23 protein-coding genes are annotated in these 20,062 nt (G+C 51.7%); 18 read left to right on the top strand and 5 right to left on the bottom strand.

Annotated features, from left to right (window positions below):
* The first annotated feature begins 83 nt into the window (after positions 1-83).
* The 6 genes from KUC_RS00930 to KUC_RS00905 all read left to right on the top strand — a co-directional run bounded on the left by KUC_RS00930 (position 84) and on the right by KUC_RS00905 (position 4,382).
* Positions 84-701: a LysE family translocator gene (locus KUC_RS00930; protein WP_007111181.1), complete on the top strand. Its 618-nt coding sequence runs from the start codon at positions 84-86 to the stop codon at positions 699-701.
* Positions 702-751: 50 nt separating this feature from the next.
* Positions 752-1,453 (top strand): glutathione S-transferase family protein, encoded by a 702-nt coding sequence (locus KUC_RS00925; RefSeq protein WP_007111180.1) that lies wholly within the window; start codon positions 752-754, stop codon positions 1,451-1,453.
* A 69-nt stretch (positions 1,454-1,522) separates the two neighbouring features.
* Entirely contained in the window at positions 1,523-2,062 is a 540-nt protein-coding gene (locus tag KUC_RS00920) for a YaeQ family protein (RefSeq protein ID WP_007111179.1), read from the top strand.
* 254 nt (positions 2,063-2,316) lie between these two features.
* Positions 2,317-3,306, top strand: a complete 990-nt coding sequence (locus KUC_RS00915) for a lipid A deacylase LpxR family protein (RefSeq protein ID WP_007111178.1) — start codon at positions 2,317-2,319, stop codon at positions 3,304-3,306.
* Between the two features lie 148 nt (positions 3,307-3,454).
* A complete protein-coding gene (locus KUC_RS00910; RefSeq protein ID WP_007111177.1) occupies positions 3,455-3,988 on the top strand; it encodes a DUF421 domain-containing protein in 534 nt (177 codons plus the stop codon).
* A gap of 79 nt (positions 3,989-4,067) precedes the next feature.
* Positions 4,068-4,382, top strand: coding sequence for a DUF6693 family protein (locus KUC_RS00905; RefSeq protein WP_007111176.1), 315 nt, complete (start codon positions 4,068-4,070; stop codon positions 4,380-4,382).
* Between the two features lie 92 nt (positions 4,383-4,474).
* On the opposite strand, the gene yghU is transcribed toward KUC_RS00905, so the two are convergent.
* A complete protein-coding gene (gene yghU / locus KUC_RS00900; RefSeq protein WP_007111175.1) occupies positions 4,475-5,347 on the bottom strand; it encodes a glutathione-dependent disulfide-bond oxidoreductase in 873 nt (290 codons plus the stop codon).
* A 96-nt stretch (positions 5,348-5,443) separates the two neighbouring features.
* On the opposite strand from yghU, the gene KUC_RS00895 reads away from it, so the two are divergent.
* Positions 5,444-6,148 (top strand): aspartate/glutamate racemase family protein, encoded by a 705-nt coding sequence (locus tag KUC_RS00895; protein ID WP_007111174.1) that lies wholly within the window; start codon positions 5,444-5,446, stop codon positions 6,146-6,148.
* A gap of 70 nt (positions 6,149-6,218) precedes the next feature.
* Here the strand turns inward: KUC_RS00895 and KUC_RS00890 are convergent, their stop codons facing one another.
* Positions 6,219-6,650, bottom strand: a complete 432-nt coding sequence (locus KUC_RS00890) for an organic hydroperoxide resistance protein (RefSeq protein ID WP_007111173.1) — start codon at positions 6,648-6,650, stop codon at positions 6,219-6,221.
* Between the two features lie 120 nt (positions 6,651-6,770).
* Entirely contained in the window at positions 6,771-7,214 is a 444-nt protein-coding gene (locus KUC_RS00885) for a MarR family winged helix-turn-helix transcriptional regulator (RefSeq protein WP_040479095.1), read from the bottom strand.
* A gap of 235 nt (positions 7,215-7,449) precedes the next feature.
* Between KUC_RS00885 and KUC_RS00880 the strand changes: the two genes are divergently transcribed.
* From KUC_RS00880 to KUC_RS00840, 9 genes are all read left to right on the top strand, one after another.
* Positions 7,450-8,523 (top strand): TRAP transporter substrate-binding protein, encoded by a 1,074-nt coding sequence (locus tag KUC_RS00880; RefSeq protein ID WP_007111171.1) that lies wholly within the window; start codon positions 7,450-7,452, stop codon positions 8,521-8,523.
* A 71-nt stretch (positions 8,524-8,594) separates the two neighbouring features.
* Positions 8,595-9,188, top strand: coding sequence for a TRAP transporter small permease (locus KUC_RS00875; RefSeq protein ID WP_040479093.1), 594 nt, complete (start codon positions 8,595-8,597; stop codon positions 9,186-9,188).
* Between the two features lie 2 nt (positions 9,189-9,190).
* A complete protein-coding gene (locus KUC_RS00870; protein WP_007111169.1) occupies positions 9,191-10,471 on the top strand; it encodes a TRAP transporter large permease in 1,281 nt (426 codons plus the stop codon).
* 479 nt (positions 10,472-10,950) lie between these two features.
* Complete coding sequence (locus KUC_RS00865; protein WP_244264715.1) at positions 10,951-11,484, top strand: tripartite tricarboxylate transporter TctB family protein; 534 nt, start codon at positions 10,951-10,953, stop codon at positions 11,482-11,484.
* Between the two features lie 75 nt (positions 11,485-11,559).
* Positions 11,560-12,519, top strand: a complete 960-nt coding sequence (locus tag KUC_RS00860) for a Bug family tripartite tricarboxylate transporter substrate binding protein (protein WP_040479092.1) — start codon at positions 11,560-11,562, stop codon at positions 12,517-12,519.
* Between the two features lie 63 nt (positions 12,520-12,582).
* Entirely contained in the window at positions 12,583-14,088 is a 1,506-nt protein-coding gene (locus KUC_RS00855) for a tripartite tricarboxylate transporter permease (RefSeq protein WP_007111166.1), read from the top strand.
* Positions 14,081-14,608, top strand: coding sequence for a gluconokinase (locus KUC_RS00850; RefSeq protein ID WP_007111165.1), 528 nt, complete (start codon positions 14,081-14,083; stop codon positions 14,606-14,608). The genes KUC_RS00855 and KUC_RS00850 overlap by 8 nt, the downstream gene beginning before the upstream one ends.
* 10 nt (positions 14,609-14,618) lie before the next feature.
* Complete coding sequence (gntR, locus tag KUC_RS00845; RefSeq protein WP_007111164.1) at positions 14,619-15,614, top strand: gluconate operon transcriptional repressor GntR; 996 nt, start codon at positions 14,619-14,621, stop codon at positions 15,612-15,614.
* 71 nt (positions 15,615-15,685) lie between these two features.
* Positions 15,686-16,534, top strand: coding sequence for an MOSC domain-containing protein (locus KUC_RS00840; RefSeq protein ID WP_040480075.1), 849 nt, complete (start codon positions 15,686-15,688; stop codon positions 16,532-16,534).
* Here the strand turns inward: KUC_RS00840 and KUC_RS00835 are convergent.
* Positions 16,488-17,393, bottom strand: coding sequence for a DMT family transporter (locus tag KUC_RS00835; RefSeq protein WP_007111162.1), 906 nt, complete (start codon positions 17,391-17,393; stop codon positions 16,488-16,490). The genes KUC_RS00840 and KUC_RS00835 overlap by 47 nt on opposite strands.
* Positions 17,394-17,601: 208 nt before the next feature.
* Between KUC_RS00835 and KUC_RS00830 the strand changes: the two genes are divergently transcribed.
* Positions 17,602-18,024, top strand: coding sequence for an OsmC family protein (locus tag KUC_RS00830; protein ID WP_007111161.1), 423 nt, complete (start codon positions 17,602-17,604; stop codon positions 18,022-18,024).
* A gap of 207 nt (positions 18,025-18,231) precedes the next feature.
* Here the strand turns inward: KUC_RS00830 and KUC_RS00825 are convergent, their stop codons facing one another.
* Positions 18,232-18,651 (bottom strand): PRC-barrel domain-containing protein, encoded by a 420-nt coding sequence (locus tag KUC_RS00825; protein WP_007111160.1) that lies wholly within the window; start codon positions 18,649-18,651, stop codon positions 18,232-18,234.
* A 447-nt stretch (positions 18,652-19,098) separates the two neighbouring features.
* Here KUC_RS00825 and KUC_RS00820 point away from each other — a divergent pair, with 447 nt between their 5' ends.
* A complete protein-coding gene (locus tag KUC_RS00820) occupies positions 19,099-20,055 on the top strand; it encodes a L,D-transpeptidase family protein (RefSeq protein ID WP_040479089.1) in 957 nt (318 codons plus the stop codon).
* Positions 20,056-20,062 lie beyond the last annotated feature (7 nt).

Raw genomic sequence — 20,062 nt, 5'->3', positions numbered from 1 at the left:
TTTTACTTATTTAGGGGGTGGCGCTTGCGTCACCCCCGTTTTATTCTCAAAGACTTCCTACTACTCACTTCGGAGCTGCCACGATGCAATGGGCCGCGTTTATCCTCGCCGCGCTTGGTTTTGCCTATTTACCTGGGCCTGCGATGCTGTATACCGCAGCGCAAACTTTGGGTCGCGGCCGACGAGCAGGATGGTTAGCGGTCATGGGTGTGCATATGGGCTGCTACGTTCATGTAGTGGCGGCTGCACTAGGCTTGGCGCTACTATTTGCGGCGATTCCGCCTGCCTATATCGCCATGAAAATCATCGGTGGGCTTTACTTGCTCTGGATGGGGCTGCGGCTATGGCAGCAGGGCATTCGTGCCCATGGCGATGAGGTGCCGCTGGCGACCACTAAACGCGTGCTGCGCGACAGCTTTCTAGTGGAGGTGCTCAACCCTAAAACCGCACTTTTCTTTGTGGCATTTTTGCCCCAATTTGTGCAGCCCGAAAGCGCTATGCCGGTGGCATGGCAACTGCTCTGGTTGGGGCTCGCCACCAATGTGCTGTTCTCATCTGCTGATGTCATGGTAGTGCTACTTGCCAGCCCGCTGCGCGAGTGGTTACAAAAATCCCATGGCTCCTCTCGGCTCATTCAGCGCATCGGTGGTGGCGTATTAATGGGATTAGGCGGTAATACGCTGGCTCAGGCTGCACGTTAAGGGTGTCTGCTTACATGGGCTAATTCAATTCCTCACATAAGGAGCGCTGCATGTTTGATCTTTACATTGCCAACAAGAATTACTCTTCCTGGTCGCTGCGCCCTTGGGTGCTGATGAAAGTGCTGGAGATTCCGTTTAACGAACATTTGATGCCGTTTGAAGGGGGCACTGGTGCGAGTCATGCCACCTTTACCCGCTTTTCGCCTTCAGGCTTAGTGCCCTGTTTAGTGGATGTGACGGACAAAGGCGAGCTGGCGGTGTGGGACTCTCTGGCGATTGTCGAGTATCTGGCCGAGCAGTACACCAGCGTCTGGCCGAGTGACAAGACCGCACGTGCCTGGGCGCGCTCAGCCACTGCTGAGATGCACAGTGGCTTCGGCACTCTGCGCGACGAGTGTTCGATGAATTGCGGTATGCGGGTGGAATTGAATAGCTTATCTGCCAATCTCAATGCCGATTTGGCTCGCTTGGATACGCTATGGCAGCAGGGGCTTGAGCGCTTTGGTGGGCCATTTTTAGCGGGTGAACACTTCTCAGCGGTTGATGCGTTTTATGCCCCTGTAGCCTTTCGCGTGCAGACATTCAACCTGCCTGTTAGTGAGAAATCCCAGGTATATGTCGAGCGCTTGCTAGCGCTGCCTGCCATGCAAGCGTGGTACCAAGCCGCGCTTGAAGAGCCATGGCGCGAGCCCATGCACGAGGCCGATACGCTGAAAAATGGCGCAGTAACATCCGATCATCGTAAAGCTTAACCTATCTGGCAATTCACCAGGGACACCCTGCATCGAGTACACTGACGCAAATTTCGTTTGGAAACTTCCATGGCTCTTAGCGCAACGCCCTACAAAGTTGATATTAATCTGACCGATCTGGATCGCGGGGTGTATGAAACGCTGCGCTTTACCGTGGCCCGCCATCCGTCAGAGACAGAAGAGCGCATGACAGCGCGTTTGCTCGCTTATGTGCTGTGGTATAGCGAAACGCTGGCCTTCGGGCGCGGGCTTTCCGATGTGGACGAGCCGGCGCTGTGGGAGAAAAGCTTAGACGGGCGCTTGCTGCACTGGATCGAAGTGGGTCTGCCGGATGCTGAACGTATCACTTGGTGCTCACGGCGGGCTGAACGCGTGTCGCTGCTCGCTTACGGTCGTGTAGACCTTTGGGAGAGCAAGGTACTGCCCAGCGTGGCATCGCTGAAAAATGTACATGTGGCGGGGCTGCCGCAAGAGGCCCTAGCGACTATTGCTAAAGACCTACCAAGGGCTATCAATTGGGCGGCTATGATCAGCGAAGGATCACTGTTTATTACCGATGAAAACGGCCAGCATGAAATTACCCCGCAGTGGCTGCTACGCGATAGATAGTGATTAATCTCGACCGTTAGCCTTCAAACTTTCGTCTATTCTGCTACGCTATTATTTTAAGCAATCAATAGCATAAGGGGTGGCCTACGGACCACCTCTTATTTTTTTGTGGCTAAGCCGTTTTCTGTAGAAGACAGAAAAAGTATGCTTGCTATCTTTTTGTAAAATTACATACAATCAACAATGTTTGTTTCTGTTCTTAAAAAAAGCAGTCTCAAAAAGATAGTTTCAAGTTCAATCTCAAGGAACGAGTAATGAAAGGAAATACCTCCTTACGATGGCAGCTGCTGCCGTTGGTAGCCGCTATTAGCTTTGTGCCAACGTTGGCGCAAGCCGACGATAGCGTCCTCTCGATTAAGCACGCCAATGATGGCATGGCCAGTAGTGATGATGGCCACTTTACCAGTGGTTTTGAGCTTGATTGGACATTTGAACCCGAAGCGCAAAGCTGGACACAGCGCCTAGCCATTGCTTTGCCCGATAGCATCATTGGAAGTGCTGATATGGCAGCATTCAGGCTGGTGCATCAGATTTATACGCCAAACAATATTGAGCAGCGTGGGTTGGTTGAAGACGATCGCCCCTATGCCGGGATTGTTTACGGCGGCATTTCGCTCTACGAAGATGTGCCGATGGGTAACTGGCGCCAAGCCACGGACCTGCACCTGGATATCGGCTTGGTAGGGCCCTCGTCGCTTGCCGATAGTATCCAACGCGAAGTGCACCGCATCACTAATAGCGATCGCCCCAGAGGCTGGAATAATCAACTTGGTGATGAAGCCATCGTCAACGTCACCATGCGTCGCCAGTGGTGGCATAGCTCCCCATTGATCGGTAAGCAGCTTGCCCATGGCCCTAGCGTCAGCGCCGCTTTGGGCAACCTCTACAGCTACGCAAGCGCTGGGTATAGCGTGCGCTGGGGCGATGAAGCTTCCAGCATACCTACGCTGGCGCCAAACCCCGGCAGCCGCCACCACATGACCGGTAAAGAGGGATGGCAGTGGTACCTGTTTGCTAGTGTGGACGGCTATTATATGGCGCAAAACCTGATGCTTGACGGCAATACATTCAGAAATAGCCACTCGGTTGATCGCAAAGAGTGGATAGGCGACCTCTCAGCGGGGCTGGCGTTGGCCTGGGAAGATTGGCAGGTTAGCTACGCTGCCATTCAGCGCTCGCGTGAATTTGATGGTCAGGAAGAGCAGGATAAATTTGGTTCCATCACGCTATCTAAGCGCTTCTAACTGGCTAAACCCACCCAGCCCACCACACCGAATGGTGGGAGAGCCAGCACTCAATACCCTCCTAGCGTATACAACAGACTCTGGGCTGCTAGCCTATGCAGAGGTGTGTGATGATCACATATCGCTTGGCGTCTAGGAGAAATAGTCTATGGAGCTGGTTTTTTTTAATAGCTGGGGCAGCTTATTACGCATTGTGATTATTGGGCTACTGGCATACGCAACGCTCGTTCTCTTCCTGCGCCTGTCAGGCAATCGTACTCTTTCGAAAATGAATGCTTTCGACTTAATCGTGACGGTAGCGCTGGGTTCTACGCTGGCAACCGTACTGTTATCTAAAGATGTACCCTTGATGGATGGAGCGGTCGCTTTAGCGTTACTGATTCTGCTGCAGTTTGCGATTACTTGGACAAGCGTTCGATTCCTTTGGGTTCGTCGGTTAGTCACTGGCGAGCCACTGATGCTGCTCTATCAGGGGGAGTTTCTGTTAACGTCACTGCGGCAAGCGCGGGTAACCCAAGACGAAGTTCTTTCAGCCATCCGCAGTAGTGGGCTTAGTGACGTGACTGGAGTAGAAGCTGTTGTTTTAGAAACCGATGGTTCGTTAAGTGTCGTCAAACGGCAGGCGGAGAGCCGTCATTCAAGCCTAGAGGGCGTTCGTGGGCCGCATCGTTCAGATACCTAAATAATGTTAACCCCGCCATTCGCGTTTGAGGTCGGTGGTGTTAACCTATGCTGCTTTCCACGCATGCTAAGGGCAATTTGTGAAAATCAAAGCGGATCTCTCTATTCTAGATATTATTGGCCATCTGATTATTTGGGTGGTATTGAGCATTATTACCTTTGGTATAGCGCTATTTTTCTTCCCCTACTCATTTTCACGGTTTGTTATTAACCGCACCTCGGTCGTTGACGCTGCTGGTGTCGAGCGAAAAATGATCTGCGATATAAATCTGTTCAGCAATATCGGCCATATCATTCTATGGATGCTGATTTCGCTGGTTACCTTCGGTTTAGGGTATATTTTCTACTTCTATCGGGTTTGGAACTACGCTTTGAATAACTCACGGGTTGAATAGCGTTTAAGCGTGAAAAGCTGTATTTAGCATCCCTTAGGGCCTACGTTGAGAGATTAAGCGTAGGCCCTTTTTTGGTGGCTACTTACCCACGATCACTCACTGTCAGTCAGTTTGTCCTGCGTTTTGAGCTCGAAGTCGCTGGCGTCATGACGCTCGTGCAACTGCTCGTGAGGTTCGCCAAAGCTGCGATTGACCATGCGGCCGCGTTTAACGGCGGGGCGCTCGTCAATCTCTTGAGTCCAACGCAGAACATTCTTGTAGGTGTGTGCCTCAAGGAATTCGGCTGCTTCATAAACGCGGTTTTTCACCAGCGCGCCGTACCAGGGGTGAATCGCCATATCGGCAATGGTGTACTCATCGCCTGCCATAAAACGGTTTTCGGCCAGGTGGCGGTCAAGTACATCAAGCTGGCGCTTTACTTCCATGGTATAGCGGTCAATCGGGTACTGGTATTTCTCTGGCGCGTAGGCGTAAAAGTGGCCAAAGCCACCGCCCAGCATTGGTGCGCTGCCCATCTGCCAGAATAGCCAGGAGAGGCACTCGGTGCGTTTCGCCGGGTCACTGGGTAGGAAAGCGTCAAATTTTTCAGCCAAATAGAGCAGGATGGCGCCAGACTCAAATACTCGTTGAGGCGGACTCGTGGAGTGATCCATTAGCGCGGGAATTTTGGAGTTGGGGTTCACCTCGACAAAGCCGCTGCTGAACTGATCACCTTCGCCAATTTGAATCAGGTAAGCGTCGTACTCGGCGGCTGTTACACCTTTCTCCAGCAGCTCTTCCAGCATCATGGTGACTTTGACACCGTTGGGCGTGGCAAGTGAGTACAGCTGCAGCGGGTGTTTACCCACCGGTAACATCTTGTCATGGGTAGGGCCCGCAATGGGGCGATTGATATTGGCAAATTTACCGCCGTTGCCTGGTTCCCACTTCCAAATACTCGGTGGCGTATAGGTGTTGTCGCTCATTCGTATCCTCGCTATAAATAGGTTATCGGTGACAAAACGGCTAGCTAGTAATTAGCCTGGTAATAAAGTAGTTCATTTTCCTAAAAGAGGTGGCGGATGCGTGTTATTGGTGTGCTAGGCGGTATGAGCTGGGAGTCTACCCAGGGCTACTACCGGGCGTTAAACGAAGGCGTCAAAGCGGCGTTAGGCGGCTTTCATTCGGCTAAGATCGTGATGGTTAGTGTCGACTTTGCCGACATTGAGGCACTGCAGCAACAGGGTGACTGGAATGCCGCCGGGGATCTGCTGGCCAGCGCCGCCCAAAGCGTTGAGCGCGCAGGTGCCGATTGCTTGCTGATTGCCACCAATACGATGCACAAGGTTGCGCCCGCTATCGCAAAGGCTATTACTATTCCGTTGCTGCATATTGCCGATGCCACTGCCGAGCAGTTACAGACCGACGGCATTACTCGCGTCGGGCTATTAGGTACGCGCTTTACCATGGAGCAGGACTTTTATATCGGCCGCTTAGAAGAGCAGTTCGGTATTGAGGTCGTCGTGCCGGATCAGTCTGAGCGCGATGTCATTCATCAGATTATTTACCAGGAACTCTGCCAGGGCCGAATCGAAGATGACTCGCGGCAGCGCTATTTGTCCATCATTGATTCACTGCATGCCCAAGGCGCCCAGGCGGTGATTTTAGGCTGTACAGAAATCGCCATGCTGGTGGGCCAGTGCGATACCGCAGTCCCCCTTTATGACACCACCGCTCTGCATGCCCAAAAAGCGGTGGCGTGGGCATCAGATGATCAAGCCAACTAATGATTAAACCCAGTAATGATTAACCCCAGTAATGTTTAAACCAAGAAATAAATAAACTAGGTTATGACGCCTAAACCAACGTCAGGGTGACATTAATATTGCCACGGGTAGCGTTGGAGTAGGGGCAGACAACATGGGCTTTATCAACCAGCTGCTGGGCTACGTCTTGCTCAAGGCCGGGTAAACTGATTTTCAGCTCGACTTCGATGCCAAAGCCGGTAGGAATGGCGCCGATACCCACATGTCCATCAATTTTCGTATCCTGGGGAAGCTTTACTTTTTCCTGGCTCGCCACGTGCTTCAGCGCACCTAAAAAGCAGGCCGAGTAGCCAGCGGCAAAAAGCTGCTCGGGATTAGTGCCATCACCGCCTGCACCGCCCAGCTCTTTGGGCGTGCTGAGTTTAACATCTAACGCGCCGTCGGATGACTTGGCGTGGCCTTCTCGGCCGCCGGTAGCAGAGGCGTGGGCGCGATAAACAACGTTTTCGATAGTGGTTGTCATTCTGTATCTCCTGTCAGCGTTATTAATTATGAACCTGTGTTATTAACTTAGCGCAGCTTTATTTTGCGCGCAATATAAATGGCAAATAAATTCTGATGCTCTGCACCAAAAAGTGAAGGGCTACTGGTTCTTTTGCAGGCTATCACGCAACCGCACCAAGTCCTCTTTCAGGGTGGTCAGTGATTCAATCGACTGCTCGCTGGCATGCACCATACAGCTAGGAATATCGAACGCCAGTTCACGCAACGCTGTGCCTTTGTCAGTAAGATAAAGCTCTACCACGCGCTCGTCTTCGTGGCTGCGTTTGCGGTTCAGCAGTTGGTCGGCTTCAAGGCGCTTAAGCAGCGGCGTAAGCGAGCCAGGGTCGGTTAGTAGGCGCTTACTCATTGTGCCTACTGTGATGCCATCGTTTTGCCACAACACCAGCATGGCAAGATATTGCGGGTAAGTAAGCCCCAGCTTTTTGAGCAGAGGTTTATAAACTTTGGTCATCATCAACGAGGTTGAATAGAGCGCAAAGCAAAGCTGGTGATCGAGCTCTAATTCGCTACAAGATGGTTGCACAAGTATGGGTTCCGATCTGAAATACGTAGCCTAATGTAGCGCGGGAAGCAGTAAGTGGCTATCCCTAGACGTTGGTCGTAAGTGGGCAGTTTTGTTTTGACACGCCCCGGGTAGGTGGCTAGCCTTCGCTTACCGAATGTTACCGGTAACAAGTTGCCGGACTTAAAGTTCGCTATAAAACAGTTCGCTGCATATAACAATTCACTACAAACAATGAGTATTTGGAGATAACGCTATGACCGCTATTTGGCGCAACACCCTGACCTTCGTCGGCGCGACCACTCTGACATTGGGTATGGCTCATGCTCAGAGCCCTGAGCTCTCTGATCCGCCTGAGATCGAAGGCGAGGTAGTCGCTGATTATGGTTCGCATACTTTGCGCATGGGCATCGGCCTTGCGGAAAGCTCTCCGCAGTACCTATCCAGCCAGTACTTTGGTGAGATTCTGGAGCAGCGCACCGACGGTCGCATTAAGGTTAGCGTTTTTCCTAACAGCCAGTTGGGTGACGACGTGCAGATGCTGGAAATGCTGCAAACCGGTACGCTCGATATGACCTATCCGTCTAGCTCGGCCACCACCGGTTACGTTGAAGAGCTGGCTGCCTTTGATCTGCCGTTCTTACTGCCTAGCCGTGAAGCTGCCGTAGCCGTCATGCAGAGCGATGTTGCTCAGGATATGCTGGATGCCTTTGAAGGTACCGGTCTGAAAGCGCTCGCCTTCTCTGAGAATGGCTATCGTCAGCTCTCTAACAGCGCTCGCCCTGTGGCCAGCCCGGATGATGTTGCCGGACTTGATGTGCGCGGTTTAAGTGTACGTACCATGGAAAACCCAGTGCACCTGGCGATTTGGGAAGCCTTAGGCGCCAACCCAACGCCGATGGCCTTTGGTGAGTTGTTCTCCGCGATGGAGCAGGGCGTTGTTGATGGTCAGGAAAATCCCTGGAGCACCATCCTGACCTCTAACTTTAACGAAGTGCAGGATTACGGCACCGAAACCCGTCACGTCTATACTCCTTTTATCATGATGCTTTCCGAACGCACCTGGGAGCGTATGGCGCCTGAGTATCAAGAGCTTGTGCAGGAAGCTGCGCGTCAGTCTGCGGAGTACGAAATTCAGCTCTCTGCTGAATACGATGATTGGTCACGTGACCAGCTAGCAGAGCGTGGTATGGAAATTACCCGCCTGGACGACGAGCAGTTAGGCGCTTTCCAAGAGGCAGTTCAGCCGGTCTATGAAGAGTGGGCGCCGCGCATTGGTGAAGATCTGATCGCCGACATTCAAAAGATTGTTGAAGAGAGCAGCAACTAAACCTTACGTTTAGCGCACTACTGGGGCAGGCCATTGAGCCTGCCCGACGTGTCAGTGCCCTTGGAGCTCCTATGTCACTCTCCTCTACTCCCTCAAATTCCCCCACGCCGATTGAGGATCCATCGTTGTATCTGGATGACCCCAATCGCAAGTTGCTGGAAATCGATACCGATACCCGCCAAGGCCCGGTGATTTTTCGATGGCTGACCTTAGGCATGGAGTATCTGATCGGCGTTATTTTAGTGGCGTTGATTGTGTCCGTTTCCTGCAACGTGGTGGGGCGCGCTCTGTTCAATAATTCACTGCCCTGGGCGGATGAACTAGCGCGTATGCTATTTGTATGGCTGGTGTTTATAGGTGCTGCAGCAGCGTTTTCCCGCTACGAGCATATCGCCGTTGACGCCCTGGTGCGGCGCCTGCCACTGCGCATTGCACACATGCTATATCTGCTCCAGCACCTGATTATTACCGGCCTGATGGTGGTGATGATTTGGGGCGGCTACCAAGTGCTGTCACGTTCCAGTGGTCGTTCGGCGATTATGGACGTACCGCTGAGCTTCATCAGCCTTTCGCTGGTGCTGTGCGTTATCTTTATTGCTGTGGTATCGATTTGGCGGATGTGGGTCAGCCTGAACGTTATTCGCCACCCTGAGCGGGAGCACTAATCATGCTATGGATTTTTCTGGCTATTTTATTGGCCTCCATCGTTATTGGGCTGCCGATTGCCTTTGGTTTAGGCGTGGCGGCGTTGGTGATGGCGGTACTCTCTGATATTCCACTGTCGATCATGATCGAGCAGTCTATTCGTGGGGTGAACAGTTTTCCGTTGCTGGCGATCCCGTTCTTTATTTTAGTCGGCGAGGTGATGAGCAATGGCGGCATCGCGCGTCGCTTGATGGAACTGGCGGCTGCTTTGGTCGGCTTTATGCGCGGCGGGTTGGGACAGGTCGCAATTACCGGCTCGATGTTCTTTGGCGGTATCAGTGGTTCTGCAGTGGCCGATACGGCCGCTACCGGCGCAATGATGATTCCCTCAATGAAAGAACAGGGCTACACGGCGGCCAATGCCACCGCGATTAATACCGTCTCGTCAGTGATCGGTATCATTATTCCGCCCTCTATTCCGCTGATTCTGTACGGCATTGTTACTGAAACCTCTATTAGCCGCCTGTTTATCGCCGGTATTATCCCTGGCCTGTTGATTGGCTTTGCACTGATGGTGACCACCTATATTCTTGCTAAAAAAGATGGCGGTGGTGTGCAGCAGTTCCGCTGGGATCGCCTTTGGAAAGCTTTTAAAGCTGCCTGGCTGGCGCTGGTGCTGCCGGTGATTGTGATTGGCGGTATTATTGGCGGCGTATTTCCCGCCACCGAAGCCGCTGTGGCAGCTCTGCTCTACTCGCTGGCTATTTCGCTGGTGGTCTACCGCGAGTTCAAACTCAAAGAGCTAATCGGCATGTTGATCCGCACTGCTCGTTTGACCGGCATGGTCATGATGCTTCTGGCATTTGCAACGGTTATCGCCTGGTTCCTTACCATCAATATGGTGCCGCAAACCCTGGTTAGCCAAGTACAGGCTATTACCCAAGATCCATTTTTGTTGTTATTGATTGTGGCCTTCTTGCTGCTATTGGTCGGTTTTGTAATGGACTTAACCCCGGCAATGGTGATCATGGCACCCATGTTGGCTCCGATTGTGACCTCGGTAGGCGTCGATGCGGCTTACTTCGGTGTACTGATGGCGTTTGTATTGGGCATCGGGCTATTAACCCCGCCGGTGGGCACCTGCCTCTATGTGGGCTGTGGTGTGGGTAAAGTCTCTATGGAGTCGTTGGTCAAAGCCATGCTGCCATACTATGCGGCGCTCATCGTGGTGCTGGTAGTCCTGATTGCCTTCCCAAGTATTGTTACTTGGCTGCCTGATCTCACCGCCGTGCGCGGTAATTAATAGGAGCGCCGGACGCCCAGCCACTCGCCTGGTTAAAGGGAAGCGAACTACAAGAAAGAGCATTTGGGTGCTCCCCTTGGTTAGGGGAGGCCCTAACGCTTACACCTGGTATAAAGCAGTCACTTTTTGAAGAAAAACGCCTCTCCCTACAGGATATTGCCGAACAGATTGGCTATATCTCATATGCGTGCCGAACTTGTTCTAGACTTTGTACGAAAATTGCTTGCGCTTGCCAATACAGCGTTAAAAATCATCTCGTGTGCGAGTCCGAACTCGGCGTCACCATCAAAATGCTCATTTACACCCCCTAAACTCGAACACGAGCCCGATCCTTTTTACGTCGATTTTTACCTTCTCTAGCCTTCGCTCGCCGACTTTTTGTACGAGCCCTAGACATTGGTCGTAAGTTATCAGTTTTGTTTTGACACCCTCAGATCAGGTCGTTAGCCTTTGCATATCAAAAGTTACCGGTAACATTGATGATGTTAACGGTAGCCCCTTTACCGACTAACGCGTGTGCTCAAATGCTTTCAAATCTTATTCTCGGCGTTATTGTTCTTCTTAGTTCGATATTCTTTTATCTGCAAACGACAGATCTACCCGACCGATCAGCGCTGTTTCCTCAATATATTTTGTGGGGGTTGGCCATTGTCGGTGTGCTATTAATTTTTCAAGCGTTGCTTGAAGGGCGTAAAAAGGCGGCAAAAGAAGAGTTAGAAGCACGTCGAGAAGCGCGTGTTCAATTTAACGATATTCTGATTTTTCAAGTGATGGTGCCGGGTGGTCTGATGCTGGTGGCGTATGGATTGTTACTATCCGTTGGGTTTTACCCAGCGTCCGCTTTTTTGGTTTTCACCATATACAGCTACCATGCCTTTCGTATTGATGCAGAAAACCTAAATCGAGCCCTGTGGGTGCGCGCAGTCATTTTCGCATTTGTAATCACACTATTTATGTATCTCGTCTTTACTCTTCTGCTGGGCCTCCCAGCACCTTCAGGCGCACTCTTTTGATTAACAGTTGTAAACCCAACAACAGAAGAGCAGCGCCAGTTCATCCATGCACGCCAAATAACCAAGGTGATGACAATGAAAACTAACCTAACTTTACTACTTAGTGCACCGTTTCTGCTAGCGGCGGCGGGCACAGCCCAGGCACAGGATTACCCTACAAAAAATATTCAAATTATAGTGCCTTATAGTGCCGGAGGTGGTGGCGATACGGTTGCGCGTATTGTCGCTGACCGCTTGGGTGAAGAGCTTGGGCAACAAATTAATGTTGTTAACCGCGAGGGTGCAGGCGGTGAAATCGGCATTGACGAGATTGCCCGTAGTGATGCGGACGGTTATACCCTGGGTGTGTTTGGTTACCCAGATAACTTTGTTCTAGAACATACTCGTGATACCAGTTTTACTTTTGATAGCCTCGACTACTTGGCTGCTTTTGACGATATGCCTATGGGGATTTTTGCCTCGCCAAATAGTCAGCACAATACGCTGGAAGAGTTAGTCAGCTACGGTCAGGAGCATCCAGGCGAAATGATTATTGGTGAGTCTGGCGCCCTTGGCTTGCTTCATGCGTTGGCCTTTGCTGAACGCTCCGACATGCAAATTACCCCTATCCGGTATTCCGGTGGTGGTGAACTGATGAACGCTTTGCTAGGCAACCATATTGACTTAGCATCGACCTCCTCCATGAGCCATGATCCGATTGTTGATTCAAACGGCAAACCGATTGGCTTTGCAGCGGAAGAGCGTATGGAGATGTTTCCTGACGTGCCCACATTTAAAGAGCAAGGCCTTGATCTTGTGATGGGTGTATCACGGGTGCTGGTTGCTCCAGCAGGGTTGCCTGACGACGTTCGTGAAGCGCTTGTCGCCGCATTGGATAAGATTAGTACCAACGAAGAAATGATCACTAACTTTGAAAACTCGGCAATTCCTTACCGCTACCTAGACGATAGTGCCGTCAACGAAATGCTGGAAAAATCCAACAGCGTGTTGATGCCGGTTATCGAAAGCAATTTAGATCAAATCAACGGTAACTGATACCGACACATAACCGGGGTTTAACAGCCCCGGTTTCATTTTGCTAATACCCGAGTAGTGCCCATGGATATTTTCTCAATCCTGCTCAATTTATTTACCCCTAGCGTTTTTTTAGTGGTGTTTGCTGGTGTGCTGGTCGGCATTGTCGTCGGCGCTATTCCTGGTTTAAACGGTGCTATTGGTATTTCGCTGTTGTTACCACTGACCTTCACAATGGAGCCGCAAATCGGCCTATTGTTGCTTGGTGGTATTTACATGGGCGGTATGTACGGTGGCTCGATCACCGCTATTTTGATAAATGTGCCTGGGGATGTTGTTGCAGCGCCTGTGGCGATGGAGGGTTATCCATTAACGCAGCAGGGGCGCGCCAAAGAAGCGCTCTATTACTCTATTTTTTCCAGCATGTTCGGTGGCTTTATCGGCGTGCTGGTGTTGATTTTATTTACGCCTCCGCTAGCTCGTTTTGCGCTTCAATTCGGCCCTGCGGAAATGTTTTTTGTGTCGTTAAGCGGTTTAATCATTGTCGGTGCCCTAAGCGGCAGCATTTTAAAAGCGGCTTTAGCTGTGCTGTTAGGGTTATTTATCAGCACGGTTGGGGTGGATATGATCACCGGATCTGAACGTTTCACCTTTGATAGCCTAGGATTACGTTCGGGTATTTCCGTGGTGCCCGTTGTGCTGGGGCTGTTTTGCTTTGCTGAAATGTTCCTGAACATAGGTAAAAAGCCTAGTGAACAAGTGCAGTACCGTGATCAGAAAATTTCGCGGATGACGGTAATAAAGGATATTTTGAGCCAACGGTTTTTGGTCTGGAAATCAGGCTTGATTGGCACCGTGGTAGGGCTACTGCCTGGTGTAGGTACTACGCTTGCCGTGTTTATGTCTTATGGAGATGCCAAGCGTGCATCGCGTCGCGACATACCGTTTGAGCAAGGTAACCCTGATGGAATTATCGCTGCCGAAAGCGCCAATAATGCCACCGTAGGTAGCTCTATGGTTCCGCTTTTGGCACTTGGTGTTCCGGGTAGCCCCACTAGCGCAATTATCGCGGGAGCGTTGGTTATCCATGGCATAGTGCTGGGTCCAAGCCTATTCGTTAATCGTCCAGATGTAGCATTTACTTTTTTATATGGCATGTTACTGACAGTGGTGGCGATGACCATCATCGGTGCGATAGGAATCAAGTACTTCTCTTATATTTTAAAGATTAAAATGGAATACATCGTACCGACGGTACTGGTATTTGCCTTGTTTGGTGCCTACAGCCTGCGTAATAGCCTATTTGATGTCTTTATAGCAATTATCCTCGGGATAGCAGGCGCTATTTTCAAAAAAATGCATGTTCCGTTGGCCCCCATTATTATCGGGGTGGTACTCGGGCCGTTAATTGAGACCAACCTGGCAAGAGCAATGCGTATTGCCGGTGCCCGCAATATGCCGTTATGGGAGTATTTGCTGGCGACGCCACTATCCAAAGGTTTGGTGGCGTTGGTCGTTATCATGCTGCTGGTGGTCATTCGCATGCGCCATAAGGAAAAAATTGCTGCAAAAGAGGTTAAAAATGCATAACGTGCCCAAGCATTACAAAATTGTAGTTATGGGTGTGTCAGGTTGCGGTAAGAGCTTAATTGGCGACCAGTTGGCAAGCTATTTTGGCATTCCTTTCTATGATGCCGATGATTTTCATAGCCAAAGCAATGTCAATAAAATGGCCGAGGGTATTCCTTTGAACGATGAAGATCGCATTGGCTGGCTATCCGATTTAGCGCAACTGTTGTCACAAGAAACAGCGCTGGTACTTGGCTGTTCTGCTCTCAAACGTCGCTATCGGGAGCGTTTGCGCCGTGATGAGCCAAATGTCGTGTTTATCTATCTTGAGGGCGACTTTGCAACGATTCGCAAGCGCCTCGCAGGAAGGGAAGATCACTATTTCAAAGGTGATGATATGTTGCAAAGCCAATTTGCTCAGCTAGAGCCACCCAGCGAAGACGAAGCCGTTACTATATCAATCGATCAGCCACCAGAGATGGTTTTACAGGGCTGTCTCGATGCGCTCATTTCGTCTAACGCTTCCCCAGCTTCTTGCTAGTTGAGATAACTTGAAGAAAAAACGCCCCACCCTACAGGATATTGCCGATCATGTAGGGGCTACCAAAATGACGGTAAGCCGCTGCCTGCGCGACCCTGAAACGGTCTCAGAAGGCCTGCGCGAGCGCATCTTCTCGGTTGCCGAACAGATTGGCTATATTCCCAATCGCGCACCGGATTTGCTCTCCAGAGCGACCAGTCACTCCATAGGGGTACTGGTGCCGTCGCTCACCAACCAGGTGTTCGCCGATGTCATCCTCGGTATCGAAAAGCTGACGGAACCGGCGGGCTATCACCTGATGCTTTCTCACTATGGCTATAGCCCCGAGCTTGAAGAGCGCAGCCTGGCATCTTTGCTCTCCTATAACGTCGATGGGGTGATTCTGTCTGACCGTGACCATACCCCGCGCAGCCTGCGTATGCTGGAAACCGCCGGAATCCCGATTGTTGAGATCATGGATACCCACCGCCCGCCGCTGCAGCAGGTGGTGGGCTACGATAACGTTCAAGCCGCGTATGACATGGTGAGTGAGATGATTCGTCGTGGGCGACGTCAGGTAATTTATCTGGCGGTGCGCTTGGATGAGCGTACCCTCCAGCGTGAGCGGGGCTACCGTCATGCCATGGAAGAGCACGGATTAACGCCTGTCACGCTGCAAAGCACCCAGCGCTCGTCTTACAGCGTTGGGGCGGCACTGCTCGGGCAAGTGTTAGCCGATTATCCTCAGGCTGATGGCGTGTTCTGTACCAATGATGATGTTGCTGTTGGAGCCTACTTCGAGTGCCATCGGCGGGGCATTGATGTGCCTGGGCGTATGGCCTTGGCTGGCTTCCATGGCCACGATGTGGGGCAGGTGATGACACCTCGGCTTGCCAGCGTCGTCACTCCACGTCAGGCCATTGGAGAAGCGGCGGCGGGAGAATTGTTGGCGCGCATTCGCGGGGAGTCGCTGACCCAGAAAGTGGTTGATTTAGGCTATCGGATCGAAGCCGGTATGACGCTATAGGGCGTGTTTTCGAGTAGCCGCACGCGGCGAGAATGGCTAAAGTAGCGCTTTTACATCGTCACGAGGCCGCCGTGCAGATTACTCAACTCAATATTTATCCCGTTAAATCGCTAAAAGGCATCAGCGTTCATCACAGCGAGCTGCAGGAGCACGGGCTAGCCTGGGATCGGCGCTGGATGCTGGTAGATGCGCAACAGCGTTTTGTTACCCAGCGTCAACTACCGGCGCTTGCCACCGTTGAGGTTGCGCTGACCGATGAGCACTTGGTGCTGTCGCATCCCAACGTCGAGCCGCTGAACGTGCCGCTGGCCGAGCCCAAGGGGAATCTGCGCCTGGTCAGTGTGTGGAATGATCACTGCAAAGCCCTGCCAGAGAGCGATGAAGTCTCGCGCTGGCTGGTTGCCGCCCTGGGCGAGCAGGCCCAGGGGCTTAGCATGGTTCGCTTTGCCAACGAGTTTACCCGAGCCGTTGAAGAGGATTTTCTCGACGGCGGGTCAGCGCATACCTACTTCTCCGACGGTTATCCTTTTTTGATCACCACCACGGGCTCATTAGATGCCCTTAATCAGGCCTTGATAGCGAAGGGGCAGGCACCTATCCCCATGAACCGCTTTCGGCCTAATATCGTGGTAAAGAGCGATGAGGCATGGGCTGAAGACCGCTGGGCTACCCTCACCGAGGCGAGCGGCACTTTTCAGCTGGCGCTGCGTAAGCCCTGTAAGCGCTGCAAAATCACCACAATCGATCAGCATACGGCGGCAGTGCCTGCTCCTGCAGAGCCGCTGAAAACCTTGATTGAACTCAATACCCAACCCAACCAAAAAGGCGCCCACTTTGGTCAAAATGCTACGCTGCTTAACGGCGAAGGCAGTGTTATTCGTGTGGGGGATAGACTGGTGGCGGTGACTCGTGACGCTTGATGCGCAGTAACTTGGTGGCGATGGCCGTGCCGATCAAGGTAATCACCATCCCGGCGATAATCTGCAGGTTCAGGGTTTCGCCAAGCAACAAATAGCCCCACATTAGCGCGCTAACCGGCACCAGGAAGGTCACCGTTGAGGTGGCGGTTGCGCCCGCGCTGGCGAGTAAACCAAAGTAGAGCAGAAAAGCCAGCGTGGTGCTGAGACCGGCCAGCGCCAGGGCGTTTCCCCAGGCCAGTGGCGTGATGGGATCACTAGGCCATAGCAAGATGCCCGGAATCAGCAGCACCAGCGCCGACATGGCGCTACTGCCCGCGGCCAGTACACGCGTTGGCAGATGACTGAGGCGTGTTTTGGAGTAGTTGCTCGCAATGCCGTAGCAAAAGGTCGCCCCCAGTGCGGCCAAAATAAACCAACCGTCCCCGCCCAAGGTGAAGTCGAGCCGATTGGCAGACAGTACGTAAACACCCAGCAACGCTAAGGCGAGCCCCAAATACTGCTGACGCTGTATCGCGGTAGCGAAAAACAGCGCGCCAAGTAGCGCTGTGAAAATTGGCGTGGTGGCGTTAATCAGTGAGGTGAAGCCGGCTTCAAGTTGAGTGGTGGCGAGCGCCAGCAGTGAAAAAGGCAGTACATGATTGACCACCCCTAAAAACAGCAATGGGCCTTTATGCTGCCAGATGAGTCGCAGATAGCGCAGGCTGATCAGTAGCGGCATCAGCAGTAGCGCGCCAATCCCCATACGTACCATCACTAACGGCACTGCACCGAACTCTGGGGCGGCTACACGCATAAAGATAAACGACAGACCCCACAGTGAAGAGAGCAGTATCAAGCGCAGTGAATCAGCCGACGACATGGTGAGTCCTTAACGTCCAATAAGTAATGCGGTTAGGTAGCTAACTAGCTTACGGCTGAATAGAGGGGGATGGAAGCTATTGAGAACGCGAGGGCAGCAGAACAGTAGAAAATCAGCTACGCTGGTTAGGTGGTCGAGCGGCAACTGTCGTTAGGCCCTGTCTGACGACATGTCTATTATGCATTTTGGCACACACAAGGAGTTGTTCATGGATCGTAAAGCTAGCGCACGTTGGGAAGGTGGTCTCAAGGATGGTAAAGGCTCCGTTTCAACCGAAAGTGGCGTTTTAGATGCCAAGTACTCCTTCAGCAAGCGCTTTGAAGATGAAAAAGGTACCAACCCCGAAGAGCTGATTGGCGCGGCACACGCCAGCTGTTTCTCAATGGCGCTGTCAATGATTTTGGGTGAGAAAGGCTATACCGCTGACTCTATTGAGACCAGCGCCAAAGTGACGCTTTCCCAAAGCGACGCCGGGTTTGATATTTCGAACATTCACCTGGATGTTGTTGCTGAGATAAGTGGCGCAGACGAAGCCGCTTTCCAGGAAGCAGCGGAAACGGCTAAAGCCAATTGCCCAGTTTCCAAAGTCCTTAATGCTGATATTAGTATGACGGCTAAACTTAAAGCCTAAACTTGATCTAGGCAATGGTTTGCTTGTAGATAGTATACCTAAAGATAGATGGCTCGCGCATAGATAGTGTGCGTGAGCCATTTTATTGTTTGGATTAATGCTCGCCTTTAAGTCTATTGCTTGGTGTTTTTAATGCTTGGTATTTTTAATGCTTAGCATTAAAAAAGCCTTGGCATTTGCCAAGGCTTTTGTGTTTCTAGCTAGCACTTACTTGTCTGTAGTGCGGTTGTACTCTTCCGCTGCTTCAAGCGCATCTTCTGAAGCATTAACGGTGATGACGTAATCTTCGCCATCTTCGTCTTTGGTCAGTTCAAGTGAATCCCATTCGATAGCGACGTTTTTCTCGCCCATACCGAGGAAGCCACCAACGCCAACAACGACAGCATTAATTTGACCATCTTCGTCAATCACTAAGTCTGTGATGGTGCCGATATCTTCGTCATGTTCGATGCTGCTTTTGACTTGGTTGCCGGTTAGGGCGTCAGCATGGAAAGTGCCTGCTGGTGTTTCAGTCAGGTAGGTCGCTTCCATGGTGGTGGTAGTCTCTTCGGCATTTACCGTGCCAGCGGCAAACATAAAGGCCGGAACCATGAGAGTACCTAGAATAGCGGGTTTGATGATTTTCATTTTACTTGCTCCTTGCGATTTTATTGGGGCTTAACGACTCCGCGTAACAACCCAAATAAATCAATAGCGACGGTATCGGCTTCGTTTAAAAATAAGCGATGTCAATGCCCGTACTATTACTCCTAAATGTGTTAATTACCCTAAGTATTTATTACAGAATTTAATGCAGTATTAAATACTGTATTTAATACATTAGTGTGATTAACGCTATCTTGCGCTTCACTGCGCTAAGATAACTATCAGGTTAGACGTTTTTTTCAGAAATACAACTGTTACATTGAAACTTTTGGGTAGTGGAATCGGGTTGGGTTGATTGCCAGGCAGCTGCTTCGCTGCTGCCGTGCGACAGTCTGTCGAGTTGACCTGTCCCAATCCAGTGTTCATATTCCTAACCAAATGGCCCGCTGTTCATCGGCGTAGGTCGCATAAAAAGGAGAACCCCTGACCATGACGTCCTGCCCTTTGCAGACTATTAAACAGCTCTGTGTCAGCAGCGTTGCGCTAGGTGCATGGCTATTAGCCACGAGTGTTGCCGCTGATAACAGCGAACTGCCCAAAGGGCATTTCCTGCTGCCCGAAGAGGGCAATATGGTGGGCCAAGTGTATACCGTCACCGCGACCGAAAACGATACGCTGCTGGATATTGCCCGGGCAAACAACGTGGGCTATGAAGAAATTCGTATGGCCAATCCAGATACCAGCCTGTGGGTCCCAGGAGAAGGAACCGAGGTGACGATCCCCGGGCAGTTTATTTTGCCCGATGAAGCGCGTACCGGCATTGTTATTAACGTTGCGGAACTGCGCCTCTATTACTACCCCGAGATAGGACAGGGCGAGGCGCCGCGGGTAGAGACGTACCCCATTGGTATTGGGCGGGATGCCTATAACACCCCGTTGGGGATTACCGAAACCACCATGCGGCTTGAAAACCCGGCCTGGTATCCGCCTGAATCGATTCGCCGTGAAGCCGCCGAACGCGGCGACCCGGCGCCTGCGGTTGTTCCCCCCGGTGCCGATAACCCGCTAGGCCAGTACGCTATTTTGCTGGATATTCCCGGTTACCTGATTCATGGCACCAGCCAGCCCGATGGCATTGGTATGCGCGCTAGCCGGGGCTGTATTCGCATGCTCCCTGAAGATATCGAATCGGTGTTCTGGCGGGTGCCGGTAGGCACGCAGGTCAATATTATCGATTCGCCGATCAAAGTAGGCTGGGATGTCAGCGGTAAAGGCTATATCCAGGCGTTTACTGCCACGGATGAAAACGCCTATGGGATGGACACGCTATTAAACGTTGTCGGGCTTATTGAACAGCATGAAGGTGGTAACACGCGCAGCGCTGACTACGAGCAAGTGCGCGAAGTGCTGGAGCGGGCGAATGGGCAAATTGTCCCGCTTAGTTAGCCTGTTG

Source organism: Vreelandella boliviensis LC1 (assembly GCF_000236035.1).
Taxonomy (GTDB): domain Bacteria; phylum Pseudomonadota; class Gammaproteobacteria; order Pseudomonadales; family Halomonadaceae; genus Vreelandella; species Vreelandella boliviensis.
Note: the sequence above shows the minus strand (reverse complement) of the source record. Positions and strands in the feature narration are given on the sequence as shown.